The organism is Pseudomonas sp. TH06 (assembly GCF_016651305.1).
Lineage (GTDB): Bacteria > Pseudomonadota > Gammaproteobacteria > Pseudomonadales > Pseudomonadaceae > Aquipseudomonas.
Map to the genome: position 1 here is coordinate 3,493,407 of NZ_JAEKEC010000001.1, position 15,969 is coordinate 3,509,375.

At 59.0% G+C, this 15,969-nt stretch carries 17 protein-coding genes; 5 read left to right on the forward strand and 12 right to left on the reverse strand.

Annotation, left to right across the window (positions count from 1 at the left end; genetic code table 11):
• Positions 1-14 precede the first annotated feature (14 nt).
• Both JFT86_RS15790 and mobA read right to left on the reverse strand, forming a co-directional pair.
• Positions 15-236, reverse strand: a complete 222-nt coding sequence (locus JFT86_RS15790) for a YgdI/YgdR family lipoprotein (RefSeq protein ID WP_007908660.1) — start codon at positions 234-236, stop codon at positions 15-17.
• A gap of 78 nt (positions 237-314) precedes the next feature.
• Positions 315-917, reverse strand: a complete 603-nt coding sequence (gene mobA, locus JFT86_RS15795) for a molybdenum cofactor guanylyltransferase MobA (protein ID WP_201237376.1) — start codon at positions 915-917, stop codon at positions 315-317.
• A gap of 81 nt (positions 918-998) precedes the next feature.
• Here mobA and moaB point away from each other — a divergent pair, with 81 nt between their 5' ends.
• Together moaB and glp are read left to right on the forward strand one after the other, a co-directional pair.
• On the forward strand, positions 999-1,538 hold the full coding sequence (gene moaB / locus JFT86_RS15800) for a molybdenum cofactor biosynthesis protein B (protein ID WP_201237377.1): 540 nt from the start codon (positions 999-1,001) through the stop codon (positions 1,536-1,538).
• Positions 1,522-2,748, forward strand: coding sequence for a gephyrin-like molybdotransferase Glp (gene glp / locus JFT86_RS15805; RefSeq protein ID WP_201237378.1), 1,227 nt, complete (start codon positions 1,522-1,524; stop codon positions 2,746-2,748). Before moaB ends, glp begins: the two co-directional genes overlap by 17 nt.
• Before the next feature lie 61 nt (positions 2,749-2,809).
• On the opposite strand, the gene JFT86_RS15810 is transcribed toward glp, so the two are convergent.
• Positions 2,810-3,118: a hypothetical protein gene (locus tag JFT86_RS15810; RefSeq protein ID WP_201238608.1), complete on the reverse strand. Its 309-nt coding sequence runs from the start codon at positions 3,116-3,118 to the stop codon at positions 2,810-2,812.
• A 315-nt stretch (positions 3,119-3,433) separates the two neighbouring features.
• Here JFT86_RS15810 and yegS point away from each other — a divergent pair, with 315 nt between their 5' ends.
• Positions 3,434-4,351, forward strand: a complete 918-nt coding sequence (yegS, locus tag JFT86_RS15815) for a lipid kinase YegS (RefSeq protein WP_201237379.1) — start codon at positions 3,434-3,436, stop codon at positions 4,349-4,351.
• On the opposite strand, the gene JFT86_RS15820 is transcribed toward yegS, so the two are convergent.
• From JFT86_RS15820 to JFT86_RS15830, 3 genes are all read right to left on the reverse strand, one after another.
• Positions 4,335-4,994 (reverse strand): response regulator transcription factor, encoded by a 660-nt coding sequence (locus JFT86_RS15820; RefSeq protein WP_201237380.1) that lies wholly within the window; start codon positions 4,992-4,994, stop codon positions 4,335-4,337. The two genes, yegS and JFT86_RS15820, sit on opposite strands and share 17 nt — an antisense overlap.
• Positions 4,991-5,884: a sensor histidine kinase gene (locus JFT86_RS15825; RefSeq protein WP_201238609.1), complete on the reverse strand. Its 894-nt coding sequence runs from the start codon at positions 5,882-5,884 to the stop codon at positions 4,991-4,993. The genes JFT86_RS15820 and JFT86_RS15825 overlap by 4 nt, the downstream gene beginning before the upstream one ends.
• 481 nt (positions 5,885-6,365) lie before the next feature.
• A complete protein-coding gene (locus JFT86_RS15830) occupies positions 6,366-6,839 on the reverse strand; it encodes a hypothetical protein (RefSeq protein WP_201237381.1) in 474 nt (157 codons plus the stop codon).
• A gap of 453 nt (positions 6,840-7,292) precedes the next feature.
• Between JFT86_RS15830 and JFT86_RS15835 the strand changes: the two genes are divergently transcribed.
• Both JFT86_RS15835 and JFT86_RS15840 read left to right on the forward strand, forming a co-directional pair.
• The gene (locus JFT86_RS15835; RefSeq protein ID WP_003226705.1) at positions 7,293-8,228 is read left to right on the forward strand and encodes a chemotaxis protein CheV; all 936 of its coding nucleotides are present in this window, start codon (positions 7,293-7,295) and stop codon (positions 8,226-8,228) included.
• A gap of 210 nt (positions 8,229-8,438) precedes the next feature.
• Positions 8,439-9,245 carry an MOSC domain-containing protein gene (locus tag JFT86_RS15840; protein ID WP_201237382.1) on the forward strand — a complete coding sequence of 269 codons (807 nt, stop codon included), beginning with the start codon at positions 8,439-8,441 and terminating at the stop codon, positions 9,243-9,245.
• Between the two features lie 72 nt (positions 9,246-9,317).
• Here the strand turns inward: JFT86_RS15840 and JFT86_RS15845 are convergent, their stop codons facing one another.
• From JFT86_RS15845 to atuC, 6 genes are all read right to left on the reverse strand, one after another.
• Entirely contained in the window at positions 9,318-9,602 is a 285-nt protein-coding gene (locus JFT86_RS15845; RefSeq protein WP_201237383.1) for a pyrimidine/purine nucleoside phosphorylase, read from the reverse strand.
• Positions 9,603-9,673: 71 nt separating this feature from the next.
• Entirely contained in the window at positions 9,674-10,216 is a 543-nt protein-coding gene (locus JFT86_RS15850; RefSeq protein WP_201237384.1) for an exonuclease domain-containing protein, read from the reverse strand.
• Between the two features lie 70 nt (positions 10,217-10,286).
• Positions 10,287-12,248 (reverse strand): acetyl/propionyl/methylcrotonyl-CoA carboxylase subunit alpha, encoded by a 1,962-nt coding sequence (locus JFT86_RS15855; protein WP_201237385.1) that lies wholly within the window; start codon positions 12,246-12,248, stop codon positions 10,287-10,289.
• 119 nt (positions 12,249-12,367) lie between these two features.
• Positions 12,368-13,165 (reverse strand): enoyl-CoA hydratase-related protein, encoded by a 798-nt coding sequence (locus JFT86_RS15860; protein WP_201237386.1) that lies wholly within the window; start codon positions 13,163-13,165, stop codon positions 12,368-12,370.
• Positions 13,162-14,319, reverse strand: a complete 1,158-nt coding sequence (atuD, locus tag JFT86_RS15865) for a citronellyl-CoA dehydrogenase (protein ID WP_201237387.1) — start codon at positions 14,317-14,319, stop codon at positions 13,162-13,164. The genes JFT86_RS15860 and atuD overlap by 4 nt, the downstream gene beginning before the upstream one ends.
• A 30-nt stretch (positions 14,320-14,349) precedes the next feature.
• A complete protein-coding gene (atuC, locus tag JFT86_RS15870) occupies positions 14,350-15,966 on the reverse strand; it encodes a geranyl-CoA carboxylase subunit beta (protein WP_201237388.1) in 1,617 nt (538 codons plus the stop codon).
• Between the last annotated feature and the right edge of the window lie 3 nt (positions 15,967-15,969).

Sequence of the window (15,969 nt, forward strand, 5' to 3'; positions counted from 1 at the left end):
TGTCGACCCAGAGCTTACAGCTCTTTAACGGTACGAACCTGATCCTTGTTGATGCGAGTTTCTTTGCCGTCCAGCTGTTTGAACTCGTAGAAACCCGAATCGTCATCGTATTTCGGGGTGTCGACGGCCTGGATTTCGCGACCGTCATTCAAGGTGATCACTGTTGGCGAAGAGCAACCGGCGAGGGTAGCCAGGCCCAGTGCGAGCATGAAAGTGGCGAGGGTCCGTTGAGTCATGAGTGTGTCTCCGAATGGGAATTCTTTTGGTTACTGAGCTTGAGACGTATACAAGGCGTGAGAGTTCCTTGAATGCTGTCAGTCTGACACAGTGTTGTGCGAACTTAACAGTTCGGGGGTGTTGAGGTTAGCCAGCCGCGGGTCATTGTCGGGACATTGCAATGGCGTGGCGCCAAGACTGCGCATGACCCGTCCGGGGCTGCGTTCACCGGCGTTCCAGGCTTCTTCGAATGCCGCCAGCAGGGCGACCGGAATCACGCACAACAAAGGTTCCCAATGCCCGTCATGTCGCAACATTAAAGGTTTTTCAGGATTCTGTTGGGCGGCTTCACGCATGTCCTGCAGTAAAGCGCTGTCGATCCGCGGAACGTCGCAGGGCAATACCAGCAGGTGCTTATGGCGCGCGGCTTTCAGGCCTGCACGAATGCCGGCCAGCGGCCCTGGAAAATCGTCCTGGTCGTCCACCACCAACTGATCGGCATACGGCGCGTAATGCTCCTGATTCCGGTTGCAGGAGATGATCAAGTCATCGGTCAGTGGACGCGTCTTGCGCTGCAAATGCGCAATCAACGGCTCGCCCTGCCATTCCACCAGGCCTTTGTCCTGACCGCCCATGCGTTGGCCGCGTCCGCCTGCCAGGAGCAGAATGGAGCAGGGCGGCAATTGCGTATTCAAGGTCATGGCAGCTCTCCACAGGGGCGGCGAAAAAATGGGGCGCTGTGATATAACACCGGGCTGTTTCTCCTACAACTGGACGAGCCTATGAAAGCCAAGGCTGATGTACCTTTCGTGCCGCTCAATATTGCGGTACTGACTGTTAGCGATACCCGCACCCTGGAAACCGATACCTCAGGTCAGGTCTTCGTCGACCGCCTGGCGGCAGCCGGCCACCATCTGGCGGCGCGGGTACTGCTCAAAGATGACCTCTACAAAATTCGTGCGCAAGTCGCCAACTGGATCGCCGACGATGTCGTGCAGGTTGTGCTGATCACCGGTGGCACCGGGTTTACCGGTCGCGACAGCACGCCGGAAGCGGTGGCCTGTCTGCTCGACAAACAAGTGGATGGATTTGGCGAGTTGTTCCGGCAGATTTCGGTCGCCGATATCGGTACCTCGACCGTGCAATCCCGTGCGCTGGCCGGTTTGGCCAACGGCACGCTGGTTTGCTGTTTGCCGGGCTCGACCAACGCCGTGCGCACCGGTTGGGACGGCATTCTTGCTGAGCAACTGGACGCGCGCCACCGCCCGTGCAATTTCGTACCTCATCTGAAACAGGCGGCGCCTTGTGAATCCCGTGGGTAAGCCGGGTAAGACCGGCTCGTTGATGCCGGTCGAAGTTGCGCTCGCACGTCTGCTGGAAATGGCCGAAGCCTCGCCCATTGTCGAGCGTGAGTATTTGCCACTGGCTCAAGTCGAGGGCCGAGTGCTGGCAGAAGACCTGATTTCGACGCTGGATCTGCCGCCCTGGTCCAATAGCGCCATGGATGGATACGCCCTGAATCTGTCTGACTGGACGGGCGAACCCCTGCCAGTCAGTCAGAAAGTATTCGCCGGGCAATCGCCCGAGCCACTGCAACCGGGTACGTGTGCGCGGATCTTCACGGGGGCGCCGGTGCCGCCGGGCGCCGATTGCGTGGAGATGCAGGAAAACGCTGACGTTCAGGCCGATGGTTGCGTGCGCTTCATCGAGCCGATGACGATTGGTCAGAACATTCGCCCGCAAGGTCAGGAAACAAAGGTCGGCGAGTTGATTCTGCCGGCCGGCACCCGACTCGGGCCGATTGAGCAAGGCTTGTCCGCATCGCTGGGCTGCGCCGGGCTGAACGTTGTACGCAAGGTTCGAGTGGCAGTGATTTCCACCGGCGACGAGTTGGTCGAACCAGGTCAGGCATTGGGCCCGGGGCAGATTTACAACAGTAACCGGGTGGTGTTGTGCAGTTGGTTGCAGCGTCTGGGCTGTGAAGTGATCGATGCCGGTATTCTTCCAGATGATCTGGCGACCACTCGCGCTCGTCTGGGTGAGTTGCAGGATGTTGACCTGATTCTTTCCACCGGTGGCGTATCGGTGGGTGAGGCGGATTTTCTCGGTATCGCCCTGCGCGAAGAGGGTGAACTGGCGCTATGGAAACTGGCGATCAAGCCAGGAAAACCGCTGACATTCGGCCATTTTCGCAATGTACCGGTCATCGGTTTGCCGGGGAATCCGGCTTCGACGCTGGTGACCTTTGCCTTGCTGACCCGGCCTTACCTGTTGCGTCGTCAGGGGGTGCAGGACGTCGAGCCTCTGAGGTTTACAGTGCCGGCAGGTTTCACCTGGCCTGTTGCCGGGAATCGGCGTGAATACCTGAGGGGACGTCTCGAGCACGGGCGGGCGACGATCTACCGCAACCAGAGCTCGGGCGTGCTGCGCAGTGCTGCGTGGGCTGACGGCCTGGTGGAAGTGCTGGAGGGCACGACGCTGGTTGAAGGGGATGAGGTGGTTTTCATTCCTCTGAGTGATCTTCTGGGCTGAGCCCTGTCTTGCAAACGCAGGCGTCGGCTGACCCGGTCGATGCCTGCGTCGTTTCATTCGATCAGTTGTTGATCAGTGTTACCAGCTGGTCGAATCGGCTATTGGCTACCCAACCCAGCAGAACCAGCACTACCGCTGTTGCGCCCGCCGAATAGGCGAGGCGGTGTTTGATCGTCTTGACGTCACCTCGGACTTCATCCATGTCTCTTCGAATGTATTTGAGGTGAGCCTCCAATTCGATGACACGAGGTTCCATATCAACTTCTCCAGTGGTCTTGGCGCTGTTCTTGAATTCGGATTTGTGATTCGCACGATTATCGGCGAGAGGGGCAACCGGACTCACTGGCATTCTGGCTTCATGGCTTTGCATGGAAGTATCCACCGGCATGTTCCGAAATTCGTTGGCGACCTGTTCCATCTTTTGAGCTTTTAAAAGCATTCGGGGTGTATCCACTCATTACTTGCACGTCCTTGTGGTGTTCGGTTGATGTTTGATAACGCCAGCGCACGGTGACCCAATGGTCGAGCGAGGTCAATTGAGCCGATTCCGCATGTTTTGTAAGAAAAAATACCGGCGTGTAGGACGCCTCGATCGGGAGCTTGAATTAATTGTCTTTTTTTGCGGCTTTTTTGCGTGCTGCAGTGGTCAAGATGACTCAACCGATTCAATTCAGGGAGTGACGCTATGAGTGAGCGCCGGGCGCTATTGATTCTGCATGGCAAGCAGGCCGCGAACGAGGCGGTTCGCACCGCGGTCGAGGACAAGCGCAAGCAAGGCTGGGAGCTGGCGGTGCGCCTGACGTGGGAGGCGGGAGACGCTCAGCGCTGGGTGGAACAAGCGCTGACGGATGGCTACACGAAGATTATTGCCGGCGGCGGCGACGGTACTTTGCGCGATATCGCCGAAGCCCTTGCGGCGCATCCGGGGAAAGCCAGTCTGGTCCTGTTGCCGTTGGGAACCGCCAACGATTTTTCCCGCGCGGCGGGAGTACCACTGGAACCGGCAGCAGCGCTCGAGCTTTTGGACGTACCTGCGTGTGACATTGATTTGGGGGAGGTGGGCGGGCAGATTTTCCTCAACATGGCCACCGGCGGTTTTGGCAGCCAGGTCACGGCCAATACGTCAGAGGATCTGAAAAAAGTATTGGGCGGTGCGGCCTATCTGTTCACCGGCTTGTCTCGATTCAGCGAACTGCATGCCGCTTATGGCGAGTTGCAGGGGCCGGATTTTCACTGGCGCGGCGAGCTGCTGGCATTGGGGATCGGCAATGGCCGTCAGGCCGGCGGCGGGCATGTTTTGTGTCCGCAGGCACTGGCTGATGACGGCTTGCTGGATATCAGTATCTTGCCGGCGCCTCAGGAGCTGGTCGGCACATTGAAGAATCTGCTGAGTGATGGTTTTGGCATCGACAACATGTTTGTCCGGACCCGTTTGCCTTGGGTCGAAATCAAAGTCGCCGAGGGGCTTTATATCAACCTTGATGGTGAACCGCTGGAAGGCGACAGCATGCGGTTCGAGGCGAGGCCGGCGGCGCTGCAGATCCACCTGCCGAAAGACTCGCCACTATTGAGCGTTAAATCGACTGTCAATCGTCCAGGCTGATGATCTGTTCACGCACGGCGAACAGCACCAGGCCCGCCACATCGTAGATCTGCAGACGTTTCATGATCTGCGAGCGGTGGGTCTCGACGGTCTTGATGCTCAAGCCCAGGCCGTTGGCGATTTCCCGGGTGGATTTCCCGCGCACGATCAAGCGCAGGATTTCCAGCTGGCGGGCGGTCAGATTGTGCGAGTCGGCAACTTCCGGCTGCTGCTTCTGATTACGCGTCAATGCCTGGTTGATCACCGTATGGGCGATGGCAGGGCTCAGGTAGCGCTCGTTGTTGCGCAGGGCTTCCAGCGCGTGTTCGAGTTCGGTGGCCGTGGTGTCCTTGAGCAGATACCCGTGAGCGCCGGACTCCAGCGCCTGCATGATCAGCGCCGGGTCCGTGTGCATCGACAGGATCAGCACCTTGCTCTGCGGACGTACTCGCTTGAGCCGTTGCAGGGCTTCGAGGCCGCCGGTTTCTTTCATGGAAATATCCAGCAGCACGATGTCGGGGTTCAGTTGCTCGACCATTTCGAGCAGCTGCGAGCCGTCACTGGCCTCGCCAATCACCGCGTAACCGGGAATATCCAGCACCAGAGCGCGCACGCCGGCCCTGATCAGCGAGTGGTCATCCACCAGAAGTAAGTTACAAGTCAACGCATAACCTTATTCGTACTGGCCCGCTCGAGTGCACGGGGCGCCCAGGGGAAAAGTGCTTCGATTTGTGTGCCTTTGCCCGGCTCGCTGATGACGCTCAGGGTGCCGCCCAATTGTTCGATTCGTTCGGCCATCCCGGCCATACCCCGTTGTCCTTCGCGACCTGGATTGACGGCCGGGGCAAATCCCTGTCCGTCATCGCTGATGAGCAATGTCAGGCCCTTTGGCAGGCGTTGCACGCGTATCAACAGATTCTTCGCCTGCGCGTGACGCAGGATATTGGTAACGGCCTCTTGGGTAATACGAAAGGCGGCAACGGCCATTTCTTCCGGGATGCCGTTGAGGCGCTGCTGGCAATCGAGGCTCCAGTGCACGCTGGTATTGGTCAATGTCTTGAGCAGATGCGCACGCAGGCTGGCTTCAAGACCCAGGCTGGTCAACTGGCGTGGATTGAGAATGGCGGAAACGTCGCGCACCTTGTTGAGCGTTTCTTCAAGGATGTCGCATAGCGCCGTGCAGTGTTCCTGCAGATCTTCCGGCATGCGCCGCTTGAGCCAGTCGCTCTGCAGTTTGGCGGCGGTCAGCAATTGGCCGATATCGTCGTGTAACTCGCGGCTGAGCCGATGGCGCTCGTTTTCCTGGACTTCCAGCAAACGGTCAGCGAGTTCCTGTGGCTGAAACTTGATCGATTTGCGTGACAACCGATATTGCACCCAGACACAGGCGGTGGCCGCGATGTTCAGCAGTAGCAATCCCAGGCAAAGTTGCGTGGAAAAACCATAGGTCAGCAGGCTGCCGAGCGTTGCTGCGACACACAGTATGAGTGTGAACCGGCGTGCGTTTTCCCGGGAGGGTGGCCATGTAGTGATTGACTTGAGGCTGGCGTACATAACGGATGGAGCCAATGGATGTTCGCTGCGGGTAGACCGGCCGGTGGCAGGCGAGTCTCTGTCTGAAAATGCTGTCAATTATGTTATTGGTTTCAACGTGGTTCAGTGAATGTATTCGACCGCCAACTTCAACGGATGCTTATCTCTGAAATCACTGTGCCATTAAGTTGAGAGCAATTAGTGGGCGGCATAATACCACTTAAGATACCGTTGGTCGCGTTTGCTATATATGTCCAATGGGTCAGGAATTAAGCCATATTGGACGTGAGTTCCATAATGGAAAAAAGTCGATTTATTGTGTACGACAGATATCGAGATCGCCTGAAGTTGTAATCTTTGGACACAGGCAAACCCTGAGCCCGGCTGGAAAATTCCGCTGCTGTCAGGTGTGATTATTTAATTCGACTTGTCGCTGGCAGGTATGAATTATTCAATTGCGACAGGCAGTGCTGATGTTTCGCGACCCTCGATACGTGCCGATTCAGGCCTGCCGTTCCGAGGGATAAGACAGCAGTGGCAGACGTTTGATTGTAAGGGCCGGCTGAAACTGAGGCTGACCGACCTGAAAGGCGAATGCTTCGATCAGTGAGGTTTGTTCGCTATCGTCCAGGCTCAGTTGTCCGGTGCTCTGATCAACCAGTTCAAGTTGCCAGGCCATCAGTGTGAAGCAGTCTTTCAAGGCATCCAGGGCCTGCTCGTGCAGGTCGACGTGGTCTTGTGCCAGATTGAGCAAGCCATAAATGTGCAGGGAGAACTCGGAAATCGCCTCCAGCGCCAGGGCTTCAGCGCGGCTTGCAAGCTTGAGGAGGGTGCTGAGCATGCAGTCGATGGCGTCCCTGTCGTTACTGATCAGCTGCAGATGGCTGAGGCATTCTTCGGACTTCGCCAGGAGCGTTTCAGCCTCGACAAGAAATTCGGGGAAGCGTTGCGCCCACTCTTTACGGTCGATTGGCATGCTTATCTCCACAACGTCATGTCTGATGAGGGAATGCCGTGTGTGACGACGATCATGGATCGACGGAAGATCGCGCCCAGACGTGCAAGTGCACAGGCTGAGGGGTTGCAGTGGGTTTGGTTCCGCTGAACTGCGATCGCACACAATAGCCTGACTCCGTTCATGCAATGAGAATGGCGTCACATTAATGGCTATTGGATATTGCGAATATCAGGTTGGGCCTGATTGATGCTAGGGGAATCCCTTAGGCGCGGGAACCTACAGTGCAAACCGAGGTCGCGCCGCAAAGACTGTAGCAGATGAAAATCACGGGGCCAGTAAAGCATGATGTTAATGTGACATCAATGCCCGAATATGGCATTTTGATCTCGAACTTTGCGGGGATCAAGATTCGCTACGCGCAGCCGATAACCCTTTCTAGTGAATTCATCAGAACAAGCCCAGGAGTCATTGATGGCCGGCATTCTCGACACGGTAGACCAACGCACGCAACTGGTGGGTGAGAATCGCCTGGAAATTCTCATGTTCCGCCTGGCCGGACGCCAATTGTTCGCGATCAACGTGTTCAAGGTTCAGGAAGTGCTGCAACTGCCGAAGTTGACCCTGATGCCTCAGCGTCACCCGTTTGTCTGCGGTGTGGTCAACTTGCGCGGGCAGACCTTGCCGGTGATCGATCTGTCCCAGGCGATCGGCATGCGTCCGCTGGTGCCGGGCCCTAACAGCACCATCATCGTCACTGAATACAACCGTTCGGTGCAGGCATTCCTCGTCGGCGGCGTAGACCGCATCGTCAATATGAACTGGGAAGCCATCCTGCCGCCGCCGACCAGCGCTGGCCGCCAGCACTATCTGACGGCCATCAGCAAAGTCGACGATCAATTGGTGGAGATCATCGACGTCGAGAAAGTCCTCGCCGAAATCGTCCCGTACAACGCCAAGGTCTCGCGCGACAAGCTGGATGATCCGGTGCTGGAGCGCGCGCGTGGCCGCGAAGTGCTGTTGGTGGATGACTCCAATGTGGCGCTGTCGCAATTGCGTGACACCCTCGGCCAGCTCGGCGTGAAAATGCACATCGCCAGCGATGGCCTGAAGGCCCTGAACATGCTCAAGGCCTGGGCCGACACCGGCGTGAACATGACCGACAAGCTGCTGATGGTGTTCACCGACGCGGAAATGCCGGAAATGGACGGCTATCGCTTGACCACCGAAATCCGTAACGACCCGCGTCTGCGTGGTCTGTACGTGGTGTTGCACACTTCGTTGTCCGGCAGCTTCAACGACTCGATGGTGAAGAAGGTCGGTTGCGACAACTTCCTCTCCAAATTCCAGCCGGACAAGCTGGTCGACGTGGTGCGTCAGCGCCTGATGCTCGACGAAGTGCCAGCCTGATACCTCCTGCAAATTACCCTGTGGTGAGGGGATTTATCCCCGATGCGCTACGGAATGTCCCTTTCTTGAAATCGAAAGAGGGGCTGCTCCGCAACCCATCGGGGATAAATCCCCTCGCCACAGGGCTCATCTTCTAATGGATTCATTCAGCCTTTGATTCGCCGATAAAGCTCGTATAGGGTGGCGTTTTTGTCCGTCAGGGAGCTGGCCATGCTGCGTCTGAGCGCGCTTTATCGTTACCCGTTGAAATCCGGCAAAGGCGAGATTCTGCAAGGGATCGGCCTGGACAAGCTGGGGCTTGAGGGCGATCGACGCTGGATGCTGGTGGATGAGGCCAGTGGCCGCTTTTTGACCCAGCGTGCCGAAGCGAAAATGAGCCAGTTATCGGCGCTTTGGAATGCTCAGGGCGGTTTGACCCTGAGTGCGCCCGAGCAGGCCTCCATTGAAATCGCTTTGCCGGGCGACGACGCCGACCTGCGCGGCGTGACGATTTGGCGTGACACCTTGCGTGTCCCTGACGCCGGCGATGAAGCGGCCCGTTGGGTCAGCGACTTCATCGGTAAACCGACCCGGTTGGTGCAGGTGCCACTGGATCGTGCGCGGACAACTCAGGCCGGTTACGGCAAGGATGACGACCAAGTGGCATTTGCCGACGGTTTTCCTTTGCTGCTGATCGGCGAGGCGTCGCTGCAGGATCTTTCGCAAAAGGTCGGCCGTCCGCTGGAGATGCTGCGCTTCCGGCCGAATCTGGTCATCGAGGGCAGCGAGGCCTACGCCGAGGATGGCTGGAAGCGCATCCGTATTGGCGATGTCGAGTTCCGCGTAGTCAAGTCGTGCTCACGCTGCATTCTCACCACCATCGACCCGCAAACCGGTGAGCGCAGTGCGGATCGCGAACCGCTGGCGACGTTGCAAAAAACGCGCGCCCAGGCTGACGGGGCGATGTTCGGGCAGAACCTGGTGAATGACCGCAATGGTCGTCTTGAGGTCGGGATGCCGGTGGAAATTCTCGAGTAGCCGTCACTTAAACAAAAAATGCCCGCGTCTCAGGACGCGGGCATTTTTATTGGCGCTTTGGAAACCGTGGGTTTAGCCGCGGTACTCGCACAGGTAAGCGGTGTCGACGGCGACTTTCAGCTGAAACTTGCTGTTGGCCGGTACGTTGAACTGGCTGCCGGCGGCGAAGGTTTCCCAATCGCTGCTATCCGGCAGTTTGACGGTCAGGGCGCCGGAGACCACGTGCATGATTTCACGCTGGCTGGTGCCGAATTCGTATTCGCCCGGGGCCATGACGCCGATGGTCGCCGGACCTTCAGGCGTGCCAAAGGCGATCGACTTGACGGTGCCGTCGAAGTACTCGTTGACTTTAAACATGGGCGATTCCTCGAAAAGGGCTAAAAAGTGAGGCGGCCAGTATGCACAAGGCTTTTGGCGCCGTCACGCCCCTAAAGCGGCAGAACCAGCGGCAGCAACCGCGCGGTATTGCGCGCATCCTCCAGCGCTCGATGTTGTTGACCGCTGAACTGCATGCCCGCCAGTTGCAGCGCGCCGTTGAGCCCCAGCGGCCGCTCCAGGCGCCGGGCCTTGGCGAAACGTTGCTTGAGGTTCATGTGTGGCACTCGACTCAGTGCACTGTCGAGTTGCAGCCGCTGCCATTCCTGAAGCAATTGCTTGCGGTCATAGTCGCCCCAACTGGCCCAGCCTTCGAGGCGTGTCTGATGCTGAGCGAGCCAGCGCTCGAATGCTGGCCAGACCTCGGTCAAGGGCTGCGCCGTATCGATGTTGGCTTGGGTAATGTGGGTCAAATCACGGCAGAAAGGCGTCAGCAACGGTCGCCGTGTCGGTTTGACGAAGCGTTGAAAGTGATCCTGCTCGCGACCGGCACGATCGACCAGCGTGGCGCCGATCTCGATAATTTCCATTTCCGTGACCGGCCAGCCACCCTCGTCGGTAGTGGCTTCCAGATCAATGACCAGCCAGTGTGGCATCGCAGGGTTCCTGATTTCCGCGTCCTGATTATTCAGAGCGTAGTCAAACCCTGCGTTTGCGCCTGGATGACTACTCGACCTGCAACAGAACCTGACGATTTTTTACCTGATCGCCGACCTTGACCTGCACCCGCTTGAGTACGCCGTCGATGCCGGCCTTGAGCGGGTGCTCCATTTTCATTGCCTCCAGCACCACCAGCAACTGACCTTTGCTGACCGGACTGCCTTCGCTGACCAGTACGTCGACGATGGCGCCGTCCATCGGCGCCTTCAAGGTGCCGGAGCTGACGCTGGTCTGACTGCCGATCACGGCATGAGTTCGATCCTCCAGGCGCACGCTTCCGGGATGGGTAAACAGCCACAGGTGCTCGGCATTGAGGCGATAGGCGTGACGTTGGCGCAGGTTGTCTATTTCCAGCGTTACCGAGCTGCTCGTGTGATCGACGAGTTTCAACTGGAGCGTGCGTTCAGCGATTTGTACCTGAATCAAATCGCCCGGGCACTTGAGCAGTTGCACACTCCAGTTGTGTTCATCAAGGCCAAGCCGATAGTGCAGCGGCACGCTGGCGTTGTTACGCCAATGGCTTAACGGTGCGCGATGCTGTTGCGCGGAGGCCAGATAAAACAGCGCCGCGGCGATCGCCAGTTCTTCGGCGCTCGGCGTGTAGGTGTGCAGGCACGGGTGATCGCTGAAATGCTGCGCGATGAACCCGGTGCTGAATTCGCCGCTGATGAATTGCGGATGTTGCAGCAACCTTTCGAGGAGTCGCTGATTGCTTTGCACACCGAGCAACACAGTGTCTTGCACCGCACGCAGCAACTTTCGCCGCGCCTCTTCACGGCTGGCGCCGTGGGCGATCAGTTTGCCGAGCATCGGGTCATAAAACGGGCTGATCGATTGGCCTTCGCACAGACCATGATCGATGCGTGCACCGTGCCCGAACGCCGGTTCCCAGGCCTCGATACGGCCGGTCTGCGGCAGAAAGTCCTGTGCCGGATCTTCGGCATACAACCGCACCTCCATGGCATGACCATTGAGCTGGACTTGTTCCTGAGTCAGTGGCAATGGCTGGCCCTCGGCAACCGATAATTGCCACGCGACCAGATCGAGCCCGGTGATCAACTCGGTCACCGGATGCTCCACTTGCAGGCGGGTATTCATCTCCAGAAAGTAGAACTGCCCGCGCGCATCAAGCAGAAATTCCACGGTGCCAGCGCCGACGTAACTCACCGCACGCCCGGCCTTGAGCGCGGCTTCACCCATGGCCTGGCGCAACTCGGCAGTCATCACCGGGCAGGGCGCTTCTTCGATGACTTTCTGATGGCGACGCTGGATCGAGCAGTCGCGTTCGCCGAGATAGATCAGGTGGCCGTGGTGGTCGCCAAACAGCTGCACCTCGACATGACGCGGTTCGACCAATGCCTGTTCAAGGATCAGTTCGTCGTTGCCAAATCCGTTCAGTGCTTCAGAACGTGCGGTGCGCAACTGCTCTGGAAGTTCAGCCGCGCTGTGCACCAGACGCATGCCGCGTCCTCCACCCCCGGCGCTGGCCTTGATCATCAGCGGATAACCGATGCGTTCGGCTTCACGCAGGAACGTTGCGTCGTCCTGTGCTGCGCCTTGGTAGCCGGCGATGCACGGCACACCGGCGTCGAGCATGGCGATTTTCGACAGGCGTTTGCTGCCCATCAGTTCGATGGCGGCGGGGCTCGGCCCAATGAAGGTCAGGCCAGCCTGTTCGCAGGCGCGGGCGAATTCGGCGTTTTCCGAAAGAAAGCCGTAGCCGGGGTGGATCGCATCGGCGCCGCTGCGGCGGGCGGCGTCAAGGATATTGGGGATGCTCAGGTAGGACTGCTGCACGGGCGCGGCGCCGATGTGCACGGCTTGATCGGCCATTTGTACGTGCAGCGCATCGGCATCGGCGTCGCTGAAAACGGCGACGGTGCGGTAGCCCAAAGCCTGGACGGTGCGCTGGATGCGGCAGGCGATTTCACCGCGGTTTGCGATCAGGATTTTGTGGATGGCGGGCATGGTGATCTTCCTGAAGTTTTAACGGTGAATGTGCTGGCCTCATCGCGAGCAGGCTCACTCCTACAGGTTTTGTAAATGACGCAAATCCCCTTGTAGGAGTGAGCCTGCTCGCGATGCCTTTAAAGGGCCCACCCGGGTTTGCGTTTTTGCATAAAAGCCATGGTTCCCTCGACGCCTTCTGCGCCAGTCACCGCTTCGCTGAACCATTGCGCCGCTTCATCGAGCAACTCGCTCGACGGCTGCCCGGCACTGGCGAGCAGCAGTTTCTTGGTCATGGCATTTGCCTCCGGCGCGCAGCACAAGACATGTTGCAGCACTTCATCCAGCCGCTCGGCCAACGCTTGCGCATCCTGCTCGACAAAATGCACCAGCCCCAGCCGCCGCGCCTGATGGCCGTCGAAGCGAGCGGCGGTCAACGCCAGTCGGCGGGCCTCGGTCAGGCCGATACGCTGCACAACAAACGGCGCGATCTGCGCCGGCAACAGGCCGAGACTGGTTTCCGGCAGGCCGAATTGCGCCTTGTGATCGGCAATCGCGATATCGCTGACGCAGGCCAGACCAAAGCCGCCGCCCATCACCGCTCCCTGCAACAGGCAGATCAGCACTTGCGGCGCGTGCTGTGCCTCTTCCAGAAGTGCGCCAAACGTGCGGTTCAAATCGCGGTAAGCATCGGCGCCCTGGGCGCGGGCGCTGGCCATGTCCTTGATATCGCCACCGGCGCAAAAATGGCCGCCACTGCCGCTGAGCACCAAGGCCCGCACGGCGCGGTCATCGCCAACGGCGGCCAGCACGGCGCGCAATTCAGCGACCATCTGCAGGCTCATCGCATTGCGGCTTTCCGGGCGATTGAGGGTGATATGCAGCACGCCGCCATGCAGTTCCAGCAACAGCGTCTGGCATTCCGGCAGTTGGCTCATTTCTTTTTCCCCGGCAGGATGCCCATCAGTTTGCAGATGATCCCCAGCATGATTTCGTCGGCGCCGCCGCCAATCGACACCAGCCGCACATCGCGATAGGCGCGGGCCACCGGGTTGTCCCACATGAAGCCCATGCCGCCCCAATATTGCAGGCAACTGTCGCTGACCTCACGGCCCAGACGCCCGGCCTTGAGCTTGGCCATCGATGCCAGTCGAGTGACGTCCTGACCTTTCACATACTGCTCGGTGGCCTGATAGACCAGTGCCCGCAGGCATTCGATTTCGGTCTGCAATTCGGCGAGACGGAAGTGGATCACCTGATTGTCGATCAGTGCGTTGCCGAAGGTCTTGCGCTCCTTGCAGTACTCGATGGTGCTGTCGACGCAGTATTCCAGGCCCTTGATCATGTTCGCCGCACCGAACAGGCGTTCTTCCTGGAACTGCAGCATCTGCATCATGAACCCCGCGCCTTCATGGCCGATGCGATTGCGCTGCGGCACGCGCACGTTGTCGAAAAACACCTGGGCGGTTTCCGAACTGCGCATGCCGAGCTTGTCCAGATGCGAGCTGAGGCTGATGCCGGGCGTGTTCATCGGCACCATGATCAGCGACTTGTTGATGTGTGGTTTGTCGTCGGAAGTGTTGGCCAGCAGGCAGATGAAGTCGGCGCTCGGCGAGTTGGTGATCCACATCTTGCTGCCGTTGATCACGTAGTCGTCGCCGTCCTTGCGTGCGGTGGTTTTCAGCCCGGCGACGTCCGAGCCTGCACCGACTTCGGAAACACCAATGCAGCCGACCTGCTCGCCGGTGATCGCCGGACGGAGGAACTCTTCACGCAGCTCATCGGAGCCGAAACGGGCCAGCGCCGGGGTGCACATGTCGGTCTGCACGCCAATCGACATCGGGATCCCGCCGCAGTGGATGGTGCCAAATTCTTCGGCGGCGACGATCGAGTAGCTGTAGTCGAGACCCATGCCGCCGAATTTTTCCGGTTTGGAAATCCCCAGCAGACCCAGCTCGCCAGCCTTGCGGAAAATCTCGTGGATCGGAAAGCGTCCGGCCTTTTCCCATTCCTCGACGTGCGGGTTGATCTCGTGTTCGACGAATTGGCGGACGGTGCGGCGCAGTGCTTCGTGTTCCGGGGTGAAGATCATTTTTATTGTTCTCCGTAAGGTCCGTGGCGGTCAGAACCGGCTGACGCCGAAGCTGTTGGGTTGCAGCACACGAATGTCGGCTTCGTGGCAGATATCCAGCAGATAGCCGAGCAGGGTGCGCGTGTCGCGCGGATCGATCAGCCCGTCGTCCCATAGATTGGCGCTGCCGTAGAGCGCGGTGGACTGGCTGTCGAGTTTCTGTGCGGTGACCTGTTCGAGCATGTCGAGCATTTTCGGGTCAGGCACGAGGCCGTCCTTGAGCTGCTTGGCTTCGGTGACGATGCGCAGCACTTTGCCGGCCTGCGCCCCGCCCATCACGGCAGTGCGGCTGTTGGGCCAGGCGAAGATGAAGCGTGGATCGAGACCGCGCCCGCACATGGCGTAGTTGCCGGCACCATAGGAACCACCGACGACGATGGTCAGCTTGGGCACTCGCGCATTGGCTACAGCTTGAATCAGTTTCGAGCCGTGTTTGATCACCCCTTGCTGCTCCGATTCGGTGCCAACCATGAAGCCCGTGGTGTTGTGGAAGAACAGCAGCGGCGTCTGGCTCTGGTCACACAGTTGAATGAACTGCGCAGCCTTGCTCGCGCCGTTGGGCGTGATCGGTCCGTTGTTGCCGATGAAGCCGCAGGCGCGGCCCTGAATCTTCAATTGACCGCAAATGGTCTGCTGATCGAACTCGCCCTTGAATTCGAGAAACTCCGACTCATCGGCAATGCGCGCAATGATTTCGCGCACGTCGTAGGGCTTTTTCGGATCGTCCGGGATCAGCCCCAGCAGTTCGTCGATAGGGTAGAGCGGCTCTTTGTATTGCGGTTCCGGCAGCCACGGCAGTTGTTCATTCCACGGCAGCATGCGCAGGATCTCGCGTACCGTACGCACGCCGTCGGCGTCATTCTCGGCAAGGTATTCGGCGGTTCCGGCAACCTGTGCGTGCATCTCGGCGCCGCCCAGTTCCTCATCAGTGGCAACTTCGCCTGTCGCGGCTTTGAGCAACGGCGGGCCGGCGAGAAACAGCTTGGCCTTGCCGCGCACCACCACCACGTAATCGGAAAGCCCCGGTTGATAGGCGCCGCCCGCCGTAGCCGAACCATGCACCACGGTGATCTGCGGCAAACCCATCGACGACATCCGCGCCTGATTGGCAAAACTGCGCGCACCTTCAACGAAAATCTCCGCTGCGTAGTTGAGGTTGGCGCCGCCGCTTTCGGCGAGGGTGATGACCGGCAGTTTGTTCTCTTGGGCGATCTGTTGCAGGCGCAGGGATTTTTTCAAGCCGCTGGGCGAAATCGTGCCGCCCTTGATCGCACTGTTATTGGCCACGACCATGGCGCGTACGCCGGACACGTAACCGATGCCGGCAATCAATCCGCCACCGGCGGCGCTGCCATCCTTGTCATCGTGGAGTTTGTAACCGGCGAGGCTGGCCAGTTCGAGAAACGGCGCGCCGGGGTCGAGCAACAGGTTCAGGCGTTCACGCGGCAGCAGCTGCCCGCGCTGGTCGAATTTCGCTTTGGCTTCGGCAGCCTTGTTCAGCAGGTTCTGTTCGAGTTGCTGCACGTGCTCGATGGCGGTGAGCATCGCCGCACGGTTGCGAGCGAATGCCTCGCTGTGCGGATCGAGTTGAGACTGGATCTGCGCCATGAC